This window comes from Streptomyces sp. NPDC091271, from assembly GCF_044757505.1.
Lineage (GTDB): Bacteria > Actinomycetota > Actinomycetes > Streptomycetales > Streptomycetaceae > Streptomyces.
The window spans coordinates 354,156-374,426 of record NZ_JBIVVD010000007.1 but is presented as its reverse complement, the minus strand read 5'-3'; the positions used below and the strand labels follow the sequence as shown (position 1 = coordinate 374,426).

At 72.5% G+C, this 20,271-nt stretch carries 5 protein-coding genes; all 5 read right to left on the bottom strand.

The genetic code is table 11. The features are described from left to right. Positions 1–20: 20 nt before the first annotated feature. The 5 genes from ACIQM3_RS28760 to ACIQM3_RS28740 all read right to left on the bottom strand — a co-directional run bounded on the left by ACIQM3_RS28760 (position 21) and on the right by ACIQM3_RS28740 (position 20,248). Complete coding sequence (locus ACIQM3_RS28760) at positions 21–1,778, bottom strand: acyl-CoA dehydrogenase family protein (protein WP_401629232.1); 1,758 nt, start codon at positions 1,776–1,778, stop codon at positions 21–23. After that, entirely contained in the window at positions 1,775–3,622 is a 1,848-nt protein-coding gene (locus tag ACIQM3_RS28755; protein WP_401629229.1) for an acyl-CoA dehydrogenase family protein, read from the bottom strand. The genes ACIQM3_RS28760 and ACIQM3_RS28755 overlap by 4 nt, the downstream gene beginning before the upstream one ends. Further along, on the bottom strand, positions 3,619–5,241 hold the full coding sequence (locus ACIQM3_RS28750) for a PfaD family polyunsaturated fatty acid/polyketide biosynthesis protein (RefSeq protein ID WP_401629227.1): 1,623 nt from the start codon (positions 5,239–5,241) through the stop codon (positions 3,619–3,621). Before ACIQM3_RS28750 ends, ACIQM3_RS28755 begins: the two co-directional genes overlap by 4 nt. 29 nt (positions 5,242–5,270) lie before the next feature. Further along, complete coding sequence (locus ACIQM3_RS28745) at positions 5,271–12,626, bottom strand: beta-ketoacyl synthase N-terminal-like domain-containing protein (RefSeq protein WP_401629224.1); 7,356 nt, start codon at positions 12,624–12,626, stop codon at positions 5,271–5,273. Between the two features lie 182 nt (positions 12,627–12,808). Next, entirely contained in the window at positions 12,809–20,248 is a 7,440-nt protein-coding gene (locus tag ACIQM3_RS28740) for an SDR family NAD(P)-dependent oxidoreductase (protein WP_401629222.1), read from the bottom strand. Positions 20,249–20,271 lie beyond the last annotated feature (23 nt).

Sequence of the window (20,271 nt, the reverse complement as noted above, 5' to 3'; positions counted from 1 at the left end):
GATCGGTCTCCTTCCTTGATTCACCAGTTGACGGAAAAGGACCGGAACGAGAAGAGGCGGCCCTCGCGGTGCGCGGCGGACAGTGCGTCCGCGACCTCGCTGATCTCCTGGGGCCCGGCCACGCTCACCGTGGGGTGGAAGCGCTTGAGCAGCCGCTCCAGGCAGACCAGCAGGACCGCCGGCGAGCGCAGCGCCGGATGGACGCTGTCGTGGCCGTGCAGATGGAGGTGGACGACGGCGGCGGCAGCCGAGACGAACGTGTACTGCTTGGCCAGGTCGTACAGTTCGGCGGACTGTCCGGCGCCCTTGCCGAGGTCGGCGAAGAGCTTGCGGTGCTCAACGGCGATGCGGTCCAGCTCGTCGGCGACGGACCCCGCGGCGTCGGCCGCGGCGGCCAGACGTGCGGCGTCGGTCCCGGCGGCGGCGGCCGCGGCCTGGTGCAGGTCGTCGACGGCCGACCGGAGCGCGAGCACCGGGTCGTCGACGCCGCGGCTGAACAGCTGCTGTTCGGCGGGCCGGTAGGGCTTCATGGGGTGGGCCGGGTCGAAGAGCGCGCGGGTCCTCTCCACCGCGCCCGCCACCTTCTCCGGGTCCTGGGTGACCGCCGTGTCCAGGAGGTTCCCGAGCTGAAGGGCGATGTTCTTGAGGTTCACGACGGTGTTGCCGTCGGCGAAGTCGGCGACCGCGCAGTCCCGCACGGCCTTCTGGAAGATCCCGTACCGGGGGTGGGTCCGGAGGTAGTGGCGGGCGCCGAGCACGATGGCGAGCCTGGCCAGCGTCTCCTGGAGCAGGGTGGGGACGAAGTACTTCACCACCGAGGACCAGATGCTCGACTGCTCCGGTGTCAGCTGGAGGCTGCGTATCGCGCCGGTGGTCAGCGCGTCGGCGACGAGGAGGTCGGCGTAGCTCTCCACGAGCTGGCGCTGGGAGTACGGCACCTCGGAGACCGGCCCGCCGAAGATCATCCGCCGGGTCGCGAAATCGAGGGTCGCGCGCAGTGCGGTGTCCGCGCAGCTCATGGCGATGCTGGTGATGGCGATGCGGACCAGATGGCTGCTCTTCAGGGCGACTTCCAGGCCCTGGCCGGGCCGCCCCACCACCGCGGAGTCGGGCACGAAGCAGTCGCGCAGCCGGATCCCGCTCATGTCCAGGCCGCGCAGGCCGTGCAGCGGCTCGTGCGGCAGGGGCTCGCACTGTCCGTCCTCGAGCCGCCCCTTCTCGACGGCGAAGACGGAGTACCCGCCGGGGCCGCCCTTCTCCGACGTACGGGCGAAGACCATCACGACGTCGGCGACGGTGGCGTTGCCGATCGTCCACTTCTCGCCGTCGAGCACCCAGCCGCCCTCGGTCCTGCGGGCGGTGGTCCCGTTGGCGAGGATGTCGCTGCCGTGCTCCCGTTCCGAGAGGCCCCACGCCAGCTTCGATCCGCTCTTGATCAGGTCGGCGAAGTACCGGCGCTGCTCCGGGGTGCCGGCGACCCACAGCGGCATGTAGCTGATGGTGCTGATGACCATGGCGGTCGCGGTGGTCGGGTCGCGCCGGGCGACCAGCCGGTAGAGGTTGAAGCCGTCCTGGATGTCGACGGCCCGGCCGCCGCTCTCGGCGGGGATGCTCCAGTCGTACAGTCCCCAGGAGGCGAGCAGGTCGACGAACTCGTCGGGGTACGTCTCCCGCTCGTCCAGTTCGAGGACGCGGCCGAAGGAGAGGGGCCCGTCCTCGTCGAAGGGATCGCCCATGTGGCGTTCCAGGTCGGCCATGAGGGCCGGCAGATCGGTCATCGCTCCTCGACCTCCTCGTTCCTGTCGCTCTTCGTTGGTGTGTCGCTCAGCCGCACCGGCAGCGCGGTGAACAGACGCTGTGACGCGTCGAGTGCGGTGACCAGGCGTCCGGCCGGGGCGAGATCCCGGTACGGCGCGGTGCGTGGGTCGCGGCCGTCGGCGAGGGTGGTCAGCAGCGTGAGTACGGGGACCAGCCAGGCGGTGTCGCCGGGGGCGGCGCCGTAGAGGCCGTCCCCGTCGCGGTGGTACCACCAGACAAGAGCGGCGGTGGCCGCCGCGCGGAGCAGGGACAGCCTGCCGGCGAGGTCCAGGGCCTCCGGGGAGACCTTCGCGGACCGGGCACGGTCACGCTGGGCGCCGGCCGCGTCGTGGACCACCGCGGCGAGCGCCGACCGCACCCCGGCGACCAGTGCGGCCGCCCGGTCCTCGCCCCGGCCGCTCAGCTCCTCGCCGATCACCGGGGCGTACGCGGCGAATCCGAGCAGGACATCGTCCTTGGGCCGCACTCCCAGGTCCAGTGCGGCGGGGTCCAGTCGGGGCAGCGACGTGGGGTCGCCCAGGGCGAACACCGCGCGCAGCCGCTCCCGCGCGGGCTCATCCAGCACGGCGGGGCCCTCCCGGTCGTCCGGGAAGGCGGGCGCGTACCCGGGGAGGTGCATCGCCAGGGCGCGCAGGTTGCCGAGCACGCTGGTGTCGATGACCGCGACCATGGCGTTGTCGCGCACCGCTTTGCCGAGTACGGCGCCGGGACCGTCCCGCAGGACCGCCCGGGCACCGATCAGGGCGTGGGCGCGGGTGACGCAGTCCGCGGTGAGACGGACGGCGACGTCCTTGACGACGGCGGAGGCCAGGCCGAACGTGCCGGGCGCGACGTGCACCTGGCGTGCGGCGGTCAGCACCGTGAGGTCGGTGGCGATCAGTTCGGCGGCCGCCAGGGCGAGTTCACGTGAACCGTAAGGGGTGTCCGCGACGCGTTCTCCGCCGGTGCGGTGCTCGGCCGCGAACCGCAGCGCCGTGCGCAGCGCGGTGTCGGCGGTGGCGAGACAGCCGGCCGTGGACATCATCCGGACGATCTGCTGGGCGCGCAGCGCGCCCGCCAGACCGCTGCCGACGTCACCGACGACTGCCTCCGGCGGCACGGGCAGCCCGTCGAACTCCAGGTCGGCGAAGTCGATGCCGCGCATCCCGGTGGTGGGCTGCGGCGCGTGCCGCCTCACCTGAGGGCCGGAGAGCTCCCCCGGCCCCAGGAGTACGGCGGTGAACGCACCGGCACCCCGCTCCGCGGTACGCGCCACGATCACGGCGGCGTCGGCCGAACTACCTCTACCCACAAGCCATTTGGTGCCGTTGAGCAGTCCTTCGGGCGTCAGGCGGCAACTGTTGGCGAGCACATCGCTGCCGGCCTGCTCCTCGGAGAACCCGAAGGCGATCGTGCGGCCCTCGCGCAGCCAGTGGGCGACGGTCCGGTGCTGGGCTTCCGTCCCGGTGGCGAGCACGGTCATGACCGCCGAGATGCTGAACATGGTGGCGGGCATGACGTTGACGTCGCGCCGGGCGGCGACACGGACGAGGATCTGGGTGTCCTCGAAGGAACGGAGGGTCCCGCCGAGCGCGCCGGGGAGGTGGCACAGGTGGAAGTCCTCCGCGCGGAGCCGGGCCTCGGCCTCGTGCGGGTACTCCTCGGCTGCGTCCCGGGCCACGCCTGCCGCGAAGCCGTACGGGTTCTCCGTCGACCAGGGGTCGCCGAGCAGCCGGTCGAGGCGCTCCGCCCCGGCGAAGGCCCCGGCCGGGGGCGCCGCGTGTGCGTGCACGGCGGCCGGGGCCGGCGCGTCGATGAGGGTCACTGCCCCACCCCGACGGAGGAGTCGCGGGGCGCGGAGTCCTCCGGCGACGGCCGGGTGGCGATGCCCGCGGGGAAGGCGACGCCTGCCGCTCTGAGCATGGCGAGCCGCTGGTGGAAGGCTGCGCCCTTCATGATCTGCCGCCCCACGTCGGCGACCCCGCGGTGCTCGGGCGCCGCCAGGTAGGTCCCGCGCACCCAGGAGTTGAAGCTGCCCATGGCGGGTCCGCACCAGATCTGGTAGTCGACCGCCCGGTCGGCCTCGCCGGTCTTCGCCCAGCGGGAGGCCATGCCCAGGTACCAGCGGAAGACGAGCGCCGCCCGCCTCCTGGGGTGCCCCTCGGCCCGTTCGAGCTGTCCCGGGTCGCGACGGGCGAAGTACTCGGCGGTCTCCTCCCAGACGCTGTCCAGCGGCCGCCGGAAGATCTGCTGCTCGACCCGGGTCCGTACGTCCTGGGGAAGCGCCTCGATGCCGTCGTACGTGCGGTAGAGGTCGTACAGCTGCTTGGCGCGCATGGGGAAGAACGTGCCGCGCTTGAGGACCTGGAGCTCGACGCCCATCTCGAACATGTCGGCGGCGGGGGCCATGTCGAAGTCGGCGATGCCGGCCTGCGCGAGCATCTCCTTGACGCGCGGGGAGGTGCCCGCCTCCACGCAGGACTGGTTCACGGAGCCGGTCACGATGTAGTCGGCGCCCATCGCGAACGCGGCGGCCGCCGCGTCCGGGGTCCCGATGCCGCCGGCGGCCCCGATCCGGATGCGCTCGGCGTATCCGGCCTCCTGCATGATCGCGTCACGCTGGCGCATGATGACGGGCAGCAGGGCGGGCAGCGGCCGGCGGTCGGTGTGGCCCCCGGAGTCCGCCTCGACGGTGATGTCGTCGGCGAGCGGTACCCGGGGCGCGAGACGGGCCTGTTCCTCGGTGATGAGACCGTCCGCGAGCAGCCCGCGCACCATGGCCTCGGGGGCGGGCCGCATGAAGAGTTCGGCGGTCTCGGTGCGGGAGATCTTGGCGATGACGCGGTTGGCGGCGATGACCCCGTTCGGGCCGCCGGCCCGCAGGCCCGCGAGCCGGTAACGGACCAGGTGCGGCGTCAGCTTGAGGAAGGCGGACGCCTCCACGCAGGGCACGCCGTACTTGAGGAAGAGGTCGACGGAGGTCCGCTCGAGGCGGTCCTCGCTCGGACTGTGGATGAGATTGCAGGCGTAGCCGAGGCCGGGGATCTCGTCGCGGAACCGGATCAGTGCCTTCTCCACCGCCTCGGGGAGCAGTCCGGCCGCTCCGTACGAGCCGAGGAACCCCGCGCGGGCCATCGCGACGACGAGGTCCGCGGAGGCGATGCCGTTGGCCATGGCACCGCTCATGTACGCCTGCTGGAGGCCGTGCGCGGCGAGGAACGCGGCGCTGCCGAGCCGTTCGGGGCCGAGCGGGGGAACGGCGGCGACCACCTCGTGGGGGCCGTCACCGGTGAGCGTCCCGCCGGCGGCCGCGCCCAGTCCGTACGGCCCGCGCACGATGTAGACGGGTTCGTCCAGGCGCATCAGGGTGTCGTAGACCCCGGTGTCGCCGACGGCCGGGTCTCCCGGCCCGGCCCACCGCGGCCGGTGCTGATCGGTGGTCATGCTGCGTCTCCTGTCGGTCGTACGCGGGATCAGGCCTGGTCGTGGTGGATCTCGATGCCGATGCCACCGAGGTGGTAGATCCGCAGGGTGGACTTCCAGACGCTCGCGTCGCCGACCAGCTGGATCCGGCCCGGTGCGCGGCGCACCTCCTTGATGTGCACGTCGAACTCCATCTCGGGGTCGTCGCGCAGGATCTGGCCCCGGTAGGACCAGGTCGTCTCGGCTTCGGAGAGCAGGGCGAAGCGAGGGTTGACGAGGCCGTCGGTGAGGCCGGTCTCCACGGCGTAGACCTGGAGGCCCTGGAGCAGGGACTCGACGCCGAGCGAACCGGGCATCACCGGGTCACGGTGGAAGTGGCAGGAGAAGTACCAGTCGTCCGGGCGGATCGTGCGGTGTCCGCGCAGATAGCCGCGGCCGTGGTCGCCGCCGCCGGCCACGATGTCGACCCACTGGACGAGGTCGAGGTGGTCCCGGCCGATACGCGGCCCGGGACGGGACGCCTCGGCGGCCCGGTAGGCGTCGAGGTCGACGCGGCGGGCTTCCGGGCGCCGGGCCTGGCGGTCGATCCAGGGCGCCACGTGCTTGCCCTTGTCCAGGCCGACCTGGTTCTCCAGGGCCTTGGCGCTGAAGTAGCCGAAGAGCGACTCGCCCCGGTAGAAGACCTCGCCGTCCGCGGACAGTTCGTAGCTGTAGTTCTGCAGGATGGAGCCGGGCATCTGGTCGCTGGACAGCAGCGTCGACCGGTGCTGGATGGTCTTGCCGCGCAGATCGACGTCCTTGACCAGGGTGGCTCGGCCGTCGAGGTTGCGGATGCTGAACTGCTCCTCGGGGAAGGGCAGGGTGGCGCCCAGGTAGTAGCCGAGGAGGATGGCCGCCTGGAGGCTGGACTCCATGTGAACGCAGTTGGGCATGTGCGGGTGGCCGTTGTGGTCGTAGTACCAGGCGTCGTCCGGGGAGTCGTACTCGGTGACCATGACGGCCCCGCGCTTGAGGACGCCCCGGGTTCCCTCCAGCTCCATGACGCGGTCGACGAAGAGGAAGTCGCCGTTGGGGATGTACGGGGCGCGGCTGTCGGCGTAGACCTCGAACTCGGGTCCCATGGCCGTGGCCAGGTCGCCCTTGGCGGCGTGGGCCATGTGGAACTCGCTGAGCAGCGCGGGCTTTCCGCTCGCGGGGCTCAGCCGGCCCAGGAAGTGCGGGACCGTCCCCCCGGCTTCGGGGCGGTAGGGCGCGCCCGGCTTCTCCACCAGCCGGATGCCGAGCCCGCTGACGCCGATGGACGGCTTGCCGTCGCGGAGCACGACCACGTCGGCGGTGATGGCGGGGCGCGGCACCAGGGTGAGGGAGGTGATGTCGACCTGGTACTCGATCTTCTCGTGCTCCGGCGTGATCTGCCCCCGGACCTTGACCTCGGTCCGCAGGTCCGGGACGGGCTGGAAGCGGGCGTCGGGGAAGGACAGGTGAAGCCCGAGGGAGAGCGCGTACACCTCCAGGAGCTGGACGGCGCCCTCCGCGACCAGTGAACCGGCGAGTACCGGGTCGTCCGGGAAGTGGCTGGTGAAGTACCAGCCGTCCGGCACCAGATGCTTGACGGCTTCGATGCGCCCGAGTCCTGCGGGGCCTCCCTTGCGGTCCAGGACGGTGATCTCGTCGGCCATGCGGAGCCGCTCGGTGGGGAGCCTCAGCGAGGTGTTGCAGCCGGCGGGCTGGGCGTGTCCCGGCCCGAACACGTCGGCGATCCGGCCTTCGCCGAGACGCGCCAGGTCGGCGGGGCCCAGCGCGGTGCGCTCGGTGCGGGCGAGCGGCTTGAAGGAGCTGGACCCGGTGAACGTGCCGTCGCCGACGGGCGGGCGGACCTTGGCCTGGAGGATGCCGAGGGAGCTCTCCAGTTCCTCGTCGGTGAAGAAGCCGGCGCAGGCGTTGTTGAGCTTGAGGATCAGCTCCCCGTCCGCGTAGCAGTCGTAGTGGAAGAAGAACAGGAGCGTGTCCCCCTGCCGCACGAACTGGTCGATCCAGATGTCGTATCGCAGGGTCTGGCCGACGCGCGGCAGGTCTCCGACGAAGCTGAGACTGCTGTCGAGCAGGCGGTAGACGCGGTCACCGCGGTTGGTGAAGTCGGCGCCGAGGTAGCTGATCAGCAGCAGGTCGCACTGGCCGGCCTCGATGGTGACGGCCGGGGGGACCTGACCGTCGACGGCGTACCAGGCGTCCACCGGTACGTCGTACTCGGTGCGGATGAAGGAGGGCTTGAACTCTCCCGGCTCGGCCTCCAGGGCGGTGACCCGGGTCGCGAAGTGGTAGGGCGGGGCGGGCAGCCGGACACGGCGGCGGTGCTCGTCGATCTCCGCGAAACGGGGGCCGAAGACGTTGCCGACCTTGCCGGTGGCGAATTCGAGGAGGTCGTGCTCGTCCCAGATCACGCCCTCGGGCTTGGGCGGGCGGGGCGGCGGGGTGCCCCCCTCGGTCAGGAGCGAGACGAGCTGGTCGCGCAGCTCCCGCTGGGCCGCGAGCACCTCGCGGTGGGCCTCCAGCATCTCGCTGCGGAGCCCGCGCACCAGCACGGCCGCGGTCTCGTCGCCCGTGAGCGCCTGGCTCCTCGCGGGAGCCGGCTGCGGCGTACCGGACACGGCGCCCGCCGGCGGGGGCTCGGGGGCGTTCGCGGGCGGCACCTGGGCACCGGCCGGAATCATCGTGACGGGCTCCCTTTCCAACGCCAGGGACGGCGTCGGCGGCTGCGCGGAGGGGTGGGTCGGCATCGCGGTGTCCCATTCCGTGGAGTTTTCGGCGCCCGTGCCGGGCGCCGGATCGGCGAGGAGAGAGCCCTGGGCCACGAGGGCCGTCGTGGCCTCCGCCGGGCTGTCGGGGTGCGCCGCGACCGTCGCGACCGGCGCGGCAGGACGGGCGGGCGGGGCGGTGGGGGTGGTGGCGGGAGCGGCGGCGGGCCGGGCGCTCGGCGCGGCAGGCACGACGGGCGGAGCGGCGAGCGCGGACGGAACGGCCACCGGGGCCTGTGGGGCCGGGGTGCGCGGAACCGGGACACGCGGCACGGAGGCCGGGGCCTGACTCCGCGGCAGCGCGGCCACTGTCGGGGCCGCTGCGGAGGCCACCAGCGGCGGGACCGGTGCGCCGCCCGCCAGGAAGGCCCGCAGACCGGGCGAGCGGTCCGGACGGCTGTCCGGAAGGGGGGCGAAGGCGCTGAGGTCGACCGGGATGCCATGGGCGGCGAGGCGGGCCGCCAGCCGGGCGATGTCGGTCGCCCCGCGGGCGCCCCGCCGGTCCACCGAGACCGAGAGGTGCGGCTCGTCGCCCAGGGTCTCGTGGATCCACCGCGAGCAGGTGCTGCTCGGGCCGACCTCGATGAAGCAGCGGTAGCCGTCGTCGTACGCACGCCGGACCAGCCGGGGGAAGTCGACCGTCTCGCGCAGGGTGACCGCGATGTTCCCGGCCACCGTGTCCGCGTCGAAGTCCGTCACCGGCGCGTAGTGCCGGCTGCTGTAGAGGACCAGGCCCCCGACGTCGCCGGTCGGGTAGCGGTTGAGGTCGGCGAGCTCGGGCAGGACCCCGTCCACCACCGGGCAGTGCATCACGTGGTTGGCGGGCGAGCGGGCGCTGCGGCAGTCCAGTTCGGCGATCAGGTCGCGGCACTGCTGCGGGTCGCCCGCGACGACCGCCTCCTGCGGCGTGTTGACGTGGGTGAGGAACACCCGGTCGTAGCGGCGCAGTGCCGCCCGTACGTCGTCGGCGGGTGCGAGCAGGACGTGGGTGGCCCAGACCTGCGGGTCCGGGACCTCGTCGGCCAGGTTCCACAGGGCGCGCACGGTGCGCTTGGGCCCGCGCAGCATGTCGTCGAAGAGCGGCGAGGCGCTGATCTTCTCGTCCCCGCGTGCGCTCTTGACCCACCCTCCGGTGGCGAAGAGCATGCTGCTCTCGCCCAGGCTGTATCCGAGGGCTCCGTGCACGGGGACGCCGAGCACCTCCCGCACCAGGTCCGTGGAGAGCAGCGCGTAACTCGTGCCGGCCGCCAGCATCAGCGGGATGTCCTCGACGAGCTCGCCCTCCATGCGCATCAGCTCTCGCCGCCCCAGGGGCTCCCGGGAGCGGGGGTAGAGCGCCGCGCTGCGCAGGAGGTCGGCGGGGAGCTCGGCCTGGGCCTCGAAGCGGGGAAGCAGCCCGGGGAAGGCGCGGAACATCGAACGCCCCAGGCCCAGATAGGAGTTGAAGGCCCCAGGGAAGACCAGGGTGACCTTGGAGTCGGGGCCGATCGGCCTGGCGGTGAAGCAGCTCCCGGACGGCGAGGACCACTCGCCGCCGGAACTCCACACGCCGGGCAGGTCCTTGAGCGCCTGGTCGATCTGCCGGACGAGGCCGGCCTGGTCGTCCGCGACGAGCACGGCCTTGACCTTCGCCGGCCGGTCCGCGAAGTCCGTCCGCCAGTCGCTTCCGGCCTCGGCCGCACCGATGTCCGCACCGATGGCCGTACGGAGTTCGCCGAGCCGCCGCAGCAGTCCGTCGAAGTCGTCCGCGCCGACCGGGACGACCACTCCCCCGCCGGAACGGGTCCAGTCGGCCTCGGTGATCTCACCGCGCACCTGACCGCCGGTGAGCACGAGGTGGGCGTGGCTGCCTGCCGCGCCGACGACGCTGACGGATGCGGCGCGTCTGCCCTCGCGGTGGGAACGCAGCCAGGGCCGGGAGTCCGCGGCCAGGAAGAAGGCGGAGCCCTCGGTCCGGTCCGCCGCGACCCCCTCGGGGGCCACGGGGAAGTAGGCGTGGTGCAGGCAGAGCGCGGCCCGGATGAGAGCGGCGAGTCCGGAGGCGCACCCGGTGTCGCCCACGGCCCGGCGGGCCGAGGAGAGGGCGGTACGCAGCTCGCCGCCCGCCCGCTCGGCGCTCCAGACGCGGGCGAGTCCGTCGAGCTCCGCGGGATGCGCTCCGCCGGCTTCCACCAGCTCGACGTCCGACGGACCGATTCCGGCGGCGGCGAGCGCGTCCTCCGCGGCGCGTTCGACGAGTTCGGCGCTCGCGGCGGGGGTGACGTCCGGCGCGTGGTGCACCGCGATCGACTCGACGGTGGCGTACACCCTGCGCCCCTGCGGGACGGCGTCGGGCCGGGTGACGACCACGGCGCCCGCGCCCTCCCCCAGGATGCGCAGCCCGTCCCGTACGGTGCCCGGTTCGAGCAGTTCGCGGGCGAGGGTGCTCTCCGGTCCGGCGGCGAGGTCGACCGCGCCGACCAGGACGGCTTCCACGGTGGGGTCGAGGAGCAGCAGCCGGGCCACGTCCAGCGCCTCGACGCCGACGGCGCTGTCCGAGGAGAGAGTGAAGGAGGGGCCGGTGAGGTTCCACAGCGAGGAGACCCGGCTCGCCATGATGTTGCCGATGTAGCTGAGGACCTCGTTGGGCTCGATGGAGTCGTGGACGCCGTCCCGCGCGGCCCGGGTCAGTTCCGCGAGTTGCTGCGGCGACGGGTCGACGCCGGCCGCCGCGCACCACTCGGTCAGTTTGCGCCCCAGCTCGTAGCGGGAGCCGTGGCCGTGCGCGCTGGGTTCCATCTCCATGCCGATGACGACGCCGACCCGCCGTGCGGCGGAACCGGCCTTGCCACCGGGGCGTTTGCGCTCGAACCCCGCGTCGTGCAGCGCCTCCTCGGCCACACGCATGAGCAGCAGCTGCTGCTGGTTGAAGTGCGCGAGGTCCTTGGGCGGGATGCGGTACGAGGTGGTGTCGACCTCGAAGTCCTCGATGTAGGCCGCCCGGGGAGCCGCGTCCCCGCCGAGACCTGCCCGGTCCAGGGGGCCGCCCTCCACGGTCTCGAAGCCGCGCCAGCGCTGCTCGGGCAGGGGGCGTACGCCGACGAGACCCTCGTAGCCGGCGCGTTCGAACTCGTCCAGGGTGGCGAAGGAGCCGAAGTGCGCGCCCATGCCGATCACGGCGAGCGGGGGCGGCTCGGTGGGGGCGGCGGGCGCTTCCGGTGCGGCCGCGGTGGCCGGTGCGGCCGGCGTCTCCGGTGCCTCCGGCGTCTCCGGTGCGGAGAGGACGACGTGGGCGTTCGTACCGCCGAAGCCGAAGGCGGAGACTCCCGCGCGGCGGGGCGCGCCGGGGGCGGGGTCCGGCCAGGGCACGGCCTCGCGTACGACCCGGTCCGCGATCGTGCCGGGCAGCGGCTGCTCCACGCCGATCGTCGGGGGGATGACACCGTGCGACAGCGAGAGGACGACCTTGAGGAGGCTGGACATGCCGGCCACGGTCAGCAGGTGGCCGATGTTCGCCTTGACGGACCCCAGCAGCGGGCCGCGGCCGAAGAAGGCCTCGGCGCCGCCGAGTTCCGTGCTGTCACCGAGGGGTGTACCGGTGGCGTGGCACTCCAGGTACTGGATCGCGGACGGGTCGACCCCGGCTTCCCGGTAGGCGAGTTCGTACGCGGCGAGCTGACCGGCCTCGTTCGGCGCGAGCAGGTGCTTGCCGGGGCCGTCGTTGGTCAGGGCGAGGGCGTCGATCACCGCGTGGATGCGGTCGCCGTCACGCCGGGCGTCGGCGAGCCGCTTCACCGCGATCATCGCAGCCCCCTGCCCGGTGACGATGCCCCGGGAGCGGGCGTCGAAGGGCTGGCTGAAGCCGTCCTGCGGATAGGCGCGCAGGTCGGAGAAGGACAGGTGGATGACGGTCGGGTCGGGTGCGCAGACGCCCCCCGCCAGCATGAGATCGGCCCGGCCCGTCTCCAGATGGGCGCAGGCGAGCTTCAGCGCGTACAGCGCGGAGGAGCACGCGGCGTCGAGGGTGAACCTCGGGCCCTCCAGGCCCAGGGCGGCCGCGACGACGCGGGCCGGCATGCCGCCCGCCCAGAGGTTGTGCGCGGTGACCGCACCGGACGGGTCCGGGGCGCCGGGCGTGATCAGGCCGTCGGGCACGGGGAGACCGGCCTCGGCGAGACCGTCGGCCACGGCGGAGTCCCAGAGCTCACCGGCGAAGCGGCCGGAGGCCGGGGTGGGGAACGGGTAGTTCCCGAACACCACCCCGGTCCTCCGTCCTTGCCGGCCGTCCGCGGTCGGGGGGTGGCCCGCGTCGGCCAGCGCGTCCCCGGCCACCCGGAGCGCCCAGTGGAACGAGCGGTCCAGGCCGGCCAGATAGTCGGCGGGAAGGCGGTAGTTCTTCGGGTCGAGTCCTGCGGCACGCTCGTCGTACTCGTCCAGGAAACCGCCCCTGGTGCAGTAGATGCGGTGCCTGTCCTCGGGGTCGGTCTCCCGGGCCTCCGGGGCGTGCCCGAAGACACGGTCGTCCCCGTCGGTGCGTGAGTCCACACCTTCGATCAGGTTGCGCCAGTAGTCGTCGGGTGTCCCGGCCCCCGGGAAGAGGCAGGCCAGGCCGACGATCGCGTACTTGCCCATGGTTGGGTCAGCCTCCGGGTGTCCGCATGGTTCGGTTCGGGAGTCAGGGGTCGGGAGTGGGGTGGTACGGGCCGGGTCACCAGGGGACCGGCGTCCCGTCGGTCACGGGGCCCGTGCGGCCCGGGAGGTACCGGGCGGGTCCGGCCCCGGAGGGGGCCGGGGCCGGACCCGCCCGGTCGCCGTCAGACGGAGACGGCGGCGGTCCCGGTCCTTTCCGCCGCTCCGAACTTGCCCTCCAGCTGCGGGTCCTCCACGACCACCACACCGTCGAGGACCTGGAGCACACGGCCCTCCCGGTCGAGCGCGGTGATGGAGCAGCTGATGCCGCTCGGCCCGGAGGTGACGTTCTCCACCGCGATCAGGAACTCCTGGTCGGAGGGGAGCTCCGCGTGGAAGCGGGCGCTGCCGATCTCCATCGGCAGGGAGGCGCGGTTACGGAACCGTCGCACCCAGACCAGCGCGGACTGGAGGAGCAGATCGGCGATGACCGGGCTGTGGAACCGGCCGTGGTAGGCACCGCGGGCCGGCCGCCCGTCACCGAGCCGTGCGCCGAGCAGCAGCAGTCCTTCCTCCGCGACCAGCACCGAACGGATCCCGCGCAGCGCCGGACCGTGGAAGAGCGTGCCGTCCCGGTACAGCGGAGCGGCGTCCGTACGGGTCGCCGCACGCGCGGCACGGGCGAGGTCCGTACGGTCCGCGGGCATCGGCGGCACGTCCGTGGAGAGGCTCGCCCCGTACGACGGCCTGCTCCGTCCGGCGTCGTCCACCGCGGAGGCCAGTACCTCGATCGCGTGCGGGCGGGTGGCCGGTCCGGGCTCGATGAACAGCCGCAGCCGTGAGGCGTCGGCTCCCTCACCCTCCGCCGCGTCCATCACCAGGCCCTTGAAGACCTTGAACGCGGACACTTCGGTGACCTGCTTGCCGGTCACCCTCTCGGTGGTGTTGACGAGGGCGCCGAGCGCGGCGGTGGCGGGCAGCACCCGCTTGCCGCCGATCGTGTGGTCCGCGAGCAGGGGGTCTGCGGAGATGTCCGCGAGCGTACGGTCGACGAGCAGGGTCGGCGAGGCCGGGGAGCCTTCGGCCGGCGGAGCGGACAGCGGGGTGAGCGGCCCGGCGACGACGACCGTGTCCTGGCCGCGGGCGGCGGTGAACTGCTCGGCGAACATGCCCGCACCCGTCGCCACCGGAACCAGCGCCACACCACGCGAGGCGAACATCCGGCGCAGGTCGTCGGTGACCATCCCGCCGTCCCACGCACCCCAGTTGACGGAGGTCACGCGCGCCGAGGGCAGCTCCTGCCTGAGGCGCACCGCGAGACGGTTGAGCGCCTCGTTGGCCACGGCGTAGTCCGACTGGCCCCGGTTGCCGAAGAATCCGGCGACCGAGGAGAAGAACACCAGGTGACGCAGGTCGGCCGAGCCGCGGAGTGCGTCCAGCACGTGACCGAGGCCGACGATCTTCGTACCGAGGACCCGGGCGATCTCCTCCGGCGTCTTGTCCGCGATCAGCCGGTCGGCCAGGACACCGGCGCCGTGCACGACACCCGTGACACGCGAGGCGTACGGAGCGAGAGCGGTCCGGACCGCGGCGGCGTCGGTGATGTCCACCACGAGGTACTCGACAGTGGCGCCGGTCCCCCGGAGCCGGTCGAGGTTGGCCTGGATCTCGCGGCTGCCGGTCAGCTCGCGGTAGACGGCCTCGACACCGCGCGGGGTGGCCTTCTCCCCCGAGGCGGTGATCCGCTTGGCGATGAGGCCCTTGAGCGCCGCGCCGTCGACACCCGCCGACCACTCGGGCTCGGGGGTCACCTGGCTACGGCCGAGCAGCAGCAGACCCACGGGGCGGGCCTGCACGAGCGCCTGGAGGCAGTCCGCGGTGATGCCGCGGGCGCCACCGGTGACGACGAGCAGATCCCGGGCGCCGATCTCCTGTACGGCCGTCACGTGAGCGGCCGGCGGCTCGGCGGACGGCACGATCGTGCGGCGTCCCTCCGGGTCGACACCCACATCCGCGAGGTCGGCCGACACGTCGTGGATCTCGTCCAGGAAGCGTGCCGCGACGGTGCGGTCGTCCAGACCCGGAGCGAAGTCCACGGTGCGCGTGAAAAGCGAGGGGACCTCGATCGCCAGCGTCTTGACGAGTCCGCTCACACCGCCGAGGAGGGCGGATCCGGTGCCGCTGCCGCGGTAGCCGTTGGCTCCGTCCAGCCGGGTCACCGCGACGAACGCGGCCCGGTCACCGGCCGCTGCCTTCAGCGGGCCCTGGGTCAGCTTGGCGACGAGGACGGTGTGCGCCAGACGGCGTGCCGCCTCGGTCCACTCCTGTCCGGCCTCGGCGGCCATCTGCACGACCAGGTCGAGCCGTTCGGCCGTGACAGCCGCGGCGAGCTCCTTCTCGTCCCACGTACGGAGCGGGCGGACGGAGTCGGCCTCACCCGCGGATGTGGTGGCGCCCGGCAGTACGACGACCTCCACCCTCCAGCCGTCGGCGCGCAGACCGGCCACCAGCGGCCGGGTCAGCGTCGACCCGTCGTCGAGGACGAGGGCGACGGGCTGCTCCGCGTAGGCCCGTACGACACGGCAGACCGCGGGGAGTTCGCGTACGGCCGCGAAGGTCCTTCCCACGCCGTCCGCCTGGGGGTAGGTGATGACGAGGGGGGACTCCACGGCGGGGCCGGAACTCTCTGCGGCCGAACCACTTGGGGCCGCACCGGAGGCGGAGGCCAGGAAGCCGGCGATGTCGTCCAGCGTCCGCAGCTCACCCATCCGCTCCGGATCCACCTCACCCGAGACCGGGAACCGCTCCTGGAGCGCCCCCATGATCTGGACCCGCTTGATCGAATCGATCCCGAGGTCAGCCTCCACGTCCATACCCGGCTCCAGCATCTCCACCGGATAACCCGTCTTCTCCGCCACGACTTCGAGCAACGCCCCCAACACAGCGGCGTTCACCTCGCCGGACGGCGCAGAGACCGCAGACTCCGCAACCACAGGAGCGGGGGCGGGAGCGGGCTCAGCAGGCGCGCTCGCACCGGACGCGGATGCCAGGAAGCCCGCGATGTCGTCCAGCGTCCGCAGCTCACCCATCCGCTCCGGATCCACCTCACCCGAGACCGGGAACCGCTCCTGGAGCGCCCCCATGATCTGGACCCGCTTGATCGAATCGATCCCGAGATCGGCCTCGACGTCCATACCCGGCTCCAGCATCTCCACCGGATAACCCGTCTTCTCCGCCACCACCTCCAGCAGCGCCCCCAGCACAGCGGCGTTCACCTCGTCGGACGGCGCAGAGACGGCAGGAGCAAGAGGAGCGGGAGCAGCGGGGACGGAAGCGGCGGCAGGCTCGGCCGGAGCCGTCGCGCCGGAGGCCGAGGCCAGGAAGCCGGCGATGTCGTCCAGCGTCCGCAGCTCACCCATCCGCTCCGGATCCACCTCACCCGACACCGGGAAACGCTCCTGCAACGCCCCCATGATCTGAACCCGCTTGATCGAATCGATCCCCAGGTCGGCCTCCACATCCATACCCGGCTCCAGCATCTCCACCGGATAACCCGTCTTCTCCGCCACCACCTCCAGCAGCGCCCCCAACACAGCGGCATCCACCTCGCCAGAAGCAGCAGGCACCTCAGTCACGGGCACGGAAGCAGCGACGGCCGGAGCCGGCTCAGCAGGGGCCGGAGCGGTGACAGGTGCAACCGGGGCAGTCGCACCGGAGGCCGAGGCCAGGAAGCCGGCGATGTCGTCCAGCGTCCGCAGCTCACCCATCCGCTCCGGATCCACCTCACCCGACACCGGGAAACGCTCCTGAAGCGCCCCCATGATCTGAACCCGCTTGATCGAATCGATCCCCAGGTCGGCCTCCACATCCATACCCGGCTCCAGCATCTCCACCGGATAACCCGTCTTCTCCGCCACGACTTCGAGAAGCGCCCCCAACACAGCGGCGTTCACCTCGTCGGACGGCGCAGAGACGGCAGACTCCACCACCACAGGAGCGGCAGGAGCGACGGGAGCGGGAGCAGCGGGAGCGGGAGCAGCGGGAGCGGGAGCAGCGGGAGCGGGAGCAGCGGGAGCGGGAGCAGCGGCAGCTGGGGCGGCAGCAGGCTCACCCGAAGCGGTCGCACCGGAGGCGGAAGCCAGGAAGCCGGCGATGTCGTCCAGGGTCCGCAGCTCACCCATGCGCTCCGGATCCACCTCATCGGAGACCGGGAAACGCTCCTGAAGCGCCCCCATGATCTGAACCCGCTTGATCGAGTCAATGCCCAGGTCGGCCTCCACATCCATACCCGGCTCCAGCATCTCCACCGGATAACCCGTCTTCTCCGCCACCACCTCCAGCAGCGCCCCCAACACCGCAGCATCCACCTCCGCCACCGGAGCAGCGGGAGCGGCAGGCGCCGGAGAGGTCTCGGCCTGTACAGGCGCAGGCTCCGCCACCACCGGAGCAACGGCAGGCTCGACCGGCGCGGCCGCAGGTGCCTCCTCGCTCTTCAGCGCGTCGATCAGGAGCCGCGTCGCGCGCTCGTGTGCCGACGTGATCGACGCACCGTGCTGCTCGATGAGCCGCAGCGCCGCGTCGGCGTCGGGGTGGGTGCCGGAACGGACCGACAGTTCGAGGGTCTTCACCGCCTCGCGGATCGTCTCGACGTGCGCGTCGAGGATCTCGGCCTGGAGGTCGAGCCCTTCTCGGGCCACCGCGGTCAGAACCTCAGCACCGCCCTCCGCCGACTGTGTCACCGGCTCGGACACGGGCGAGGCAGCCGGCTGGGCGGCCGGCTGCGCCGTCGGCGTCGCCTCGCGCGAGGGCTCGGCGATCGCGTCGCGGTACGCCGAACGGCGGGCCTCCGTAACGTAGTTGATGCCTCGCAGCGGGATCGCCATGCCCTTGCCCGCAGGCACTTCGGGCACCTCGGCGCTGTGGTTGTCGATGCCGGAGACCGGGAGGCCCAGGACCGCCAGTTCGATGACGGCGCGCTTGAGGGCGAGCTCGCCGTCCTTGGCGGGGCCGCCGTCGACCGCGAGGGTCCGCACGCCCTCGCGGCCCTCGAGAACGCGGTCCACGAGGTCCGAGAGGACCCGCTTGGGGCCGAACTCCACGAAGACCCGGAAGCCGTCGGCGTACATCTCCTCGATGCGGTCGGCGAAGGCGACCGGCCGCAGCAGCTGGTCGACCAGCGTGCGGCGGCTCTCGGCCTGGTCGGCACCGTAGGAGGCGCCCGGGGTGTTCGCGTAGACGGGAATGCGCGGGGCGTTCAAGGCGACGCCCGAGACCGCCTCGCGGAAGGCGTCGGCGGCGTGGGCGACGAACCGGGTGTGGAAGGCCGCCGAGACGGGGAGCCGCTTCGCGGGGATCGTGCCGTTCGCGGCGTCCGCCACGAGGCGGTCGATCTCCGCGGTCGGGCCGCCGACCACGATCTGTCCGGGGGCGTTGATGTTGCAGACCGACACGTCGCGGTAGCCGGCGACGAGTGCCTCGACCGCGCTCAGCTCGCCGCGTACGGCGGCCATGGCGCCGGGGTCGTGGGAGCCGGAGGCGTCGGCGGGCGGGGCCATCGCGAGGCCGCGGGCGCGGGCCAGCTCGGTGAATCCGTCGTCGTCGAGGACGCCGGCCGCCCACAGGGCGGTCAGTTCGCCGAAGGAGTGTCCGATGACACCGTCGGGGGCGAACCCGAGCTCCTTGAACCAGGCGAACTGTCCGGCGGACAGCGCTCCGATCGCGGGCTGGGCGAACTCGGTGCGCCGCAGCGACTCCTCCTGGGCCTTGCGCGTGGCGTCGTCGAAGGCCGGCGGCGGGAACACGACGCGGCCGAGCGTCTCGGCCCCCGCGGTCAGACGGTTGGCCCTGTCGTACGCGGCGAGCACGGGCGGGACGGCGAGGGCGGCCTCGCGGCCCATGCCGACGTACTGGCTGCCCTGGCCCGCGAAGACCGCGGCGGACTTCGTGCCGGCCGGGACGCCGGAGCGCCGGTAGGTGATCCCCTTGGGGTGCTGCCAGGCGTCCGCGCCGGACTTGGCCCGCAGCAGCTCGACGGCGGTGGCGCGCAGTGTCTCGAACTCCTCGTCCGAGCCGGCCACGATGCCGATGCGCGCATCGCCCGCGGGCACCCACCCCAGCGGGTCGGGTGCCGCGCCCTGCTCCAGGCGCCGGACGAGGGCCTCGGGGTCGGCGGCGTGCCAGAGGCCGGTGCGGGCGACGGGGCCGAGCACCTTGCCGCCGGTGGTGTCGTGCTCCTCCAGGACCATGTGGAAGTTGGTGCCGCCGAAGCCGAAGGAGGAGACGGCGGCCCGCCGCTTGTCGCGGCCCGGGTCGGCGATCCAGGGCCGGGCCTGGGAGTTGACGTAGAACGGGGTCTCGGCGGGGTCGACGGCGGCGCTGGGCTGCTCGACGTTGATGGTCGGCGGCAGGACCTTCTGGTGCAGGGCGAGCGAGAGCTTGATCAGTCCGGCCGCGCCGGCCGCCGCCTTGGTGTGCCCGATCTGGGACTTGACGCTTCCGATGGCGGCGTAGCCGCGGGCGTCCTGCCCCTCGGCCACGAAGGAGCCGAGGGCGGACAGCTCGGTGTGGTCGCCGACGGCGGTGCCCGTGCCGTGCGCCTCGAAGAGCTCGATGGAGCCGGCGGGGACGTCCGCGTCCTCGTAGGCGCGGCGCAGGGCGAGCTGCTGGCCCTGGGCGCGCGGGGCGTAGATGCTCTTGAATCGGCCGTCGCTCGAGGTGCCGATGCCGCGCAGTACGGAGTAGATCCGGTCGCCGTCGCGCTCGGCGTCGGCGAGCCGCTTGAGGGCGAGCATGCCGATGCCCTCGCCGATCAGGGTGCCGTCGGCGGACTCGTCGAAGGGCCGGATGATCTGGCTCTTGGAGAACGCCGGGGTCTTGCTGAAGCACATGTACATGAGGATCGTGTTCTCGGCGTCGCAGCCGCCGGTGATCATCAGGTCGGATCGGCCTTCGACGAGCTCGCTGACGGCGAGCTTGACAGCGGCGAGTGCGCTGGCGCAGGCCGCGTCCACGGTGCAGTTGGTGCCGCCGAGGTCGAAGCGGTTGGCGATGCGGCCGGCGACGACGTTGCCGAGCATGCCGGGGAAGGAGTTCTCCTCCCACGGGATGTAGGCCTTCTTGAAGCGCTCGGCGACCTCTTCGGCCTGGGCCTCGCTCAGTCCGACGCTGCGGACCACTTCCTTGAGGACGGGCGTCTGGAGCCGTGCGGAGAGCGGCTGCGTCAGGGAGTTGGCGCCGGTGACGCCGAGGATGACCCCGGTGCGGGTCGGGTCGTACCACCCGGAGCCCTCGGTGCCCGCGTCGCGCAGGACGTCGCGGGCGACGGTCAGCGACAGGAGCTGGAGGATGTCGGTGACCTCCAGGGTGTTCGGCGGCAGGCCGAACTCCATGGGGTTGAAGGCGATTTCGGGCAGGAACCCGCCACGCCGGGCGTAGGTCTTGTCCTCGGCCGTGGGGTCTGGATCGTAGTAGTCGTCGAGGTTCCAGTGGGTGTCCGGTACGTCCTCGATGCAGTCGTTGCCGTCGACGATGTTGTGCCAGAACTCGCGCACGTTGCGCGACTGGGGGAACAGGCCGGCCAACCCGACGATGGCGATGGGTGTCTCGGCCAGACGTGAGTGGTGCACGACGGTCCTCTCGTTCAAGTTCG

What these genes read in the sequence shown, in the direction of transcription:
- ACIQM3_RS28745 (WP_401629224.1), bottom strand. Translation starts at nt 12,626, where the DNA reads ATGGGCAAGTACGCGATCGTCGGCCTGGCCTGCCTCTTCCCGGGGGCC.
- ACIQM3_RS28760 (WP_401629232.1), bottom strand. Translation starts at nt 1,778, where the DNA reads ATGACCGATCTGCCGGCCCTCATGGCCGACCTGGAACGCCACATGGGC.
- ACIQM3_RS28750 (WP_401629227.1), bottom strand. Translation starts at nt 5,241, where the DNA reads ATGACCACCGATCAGCACCGGCCGCGGTGGGCCGGGCCGGGAGACCCG.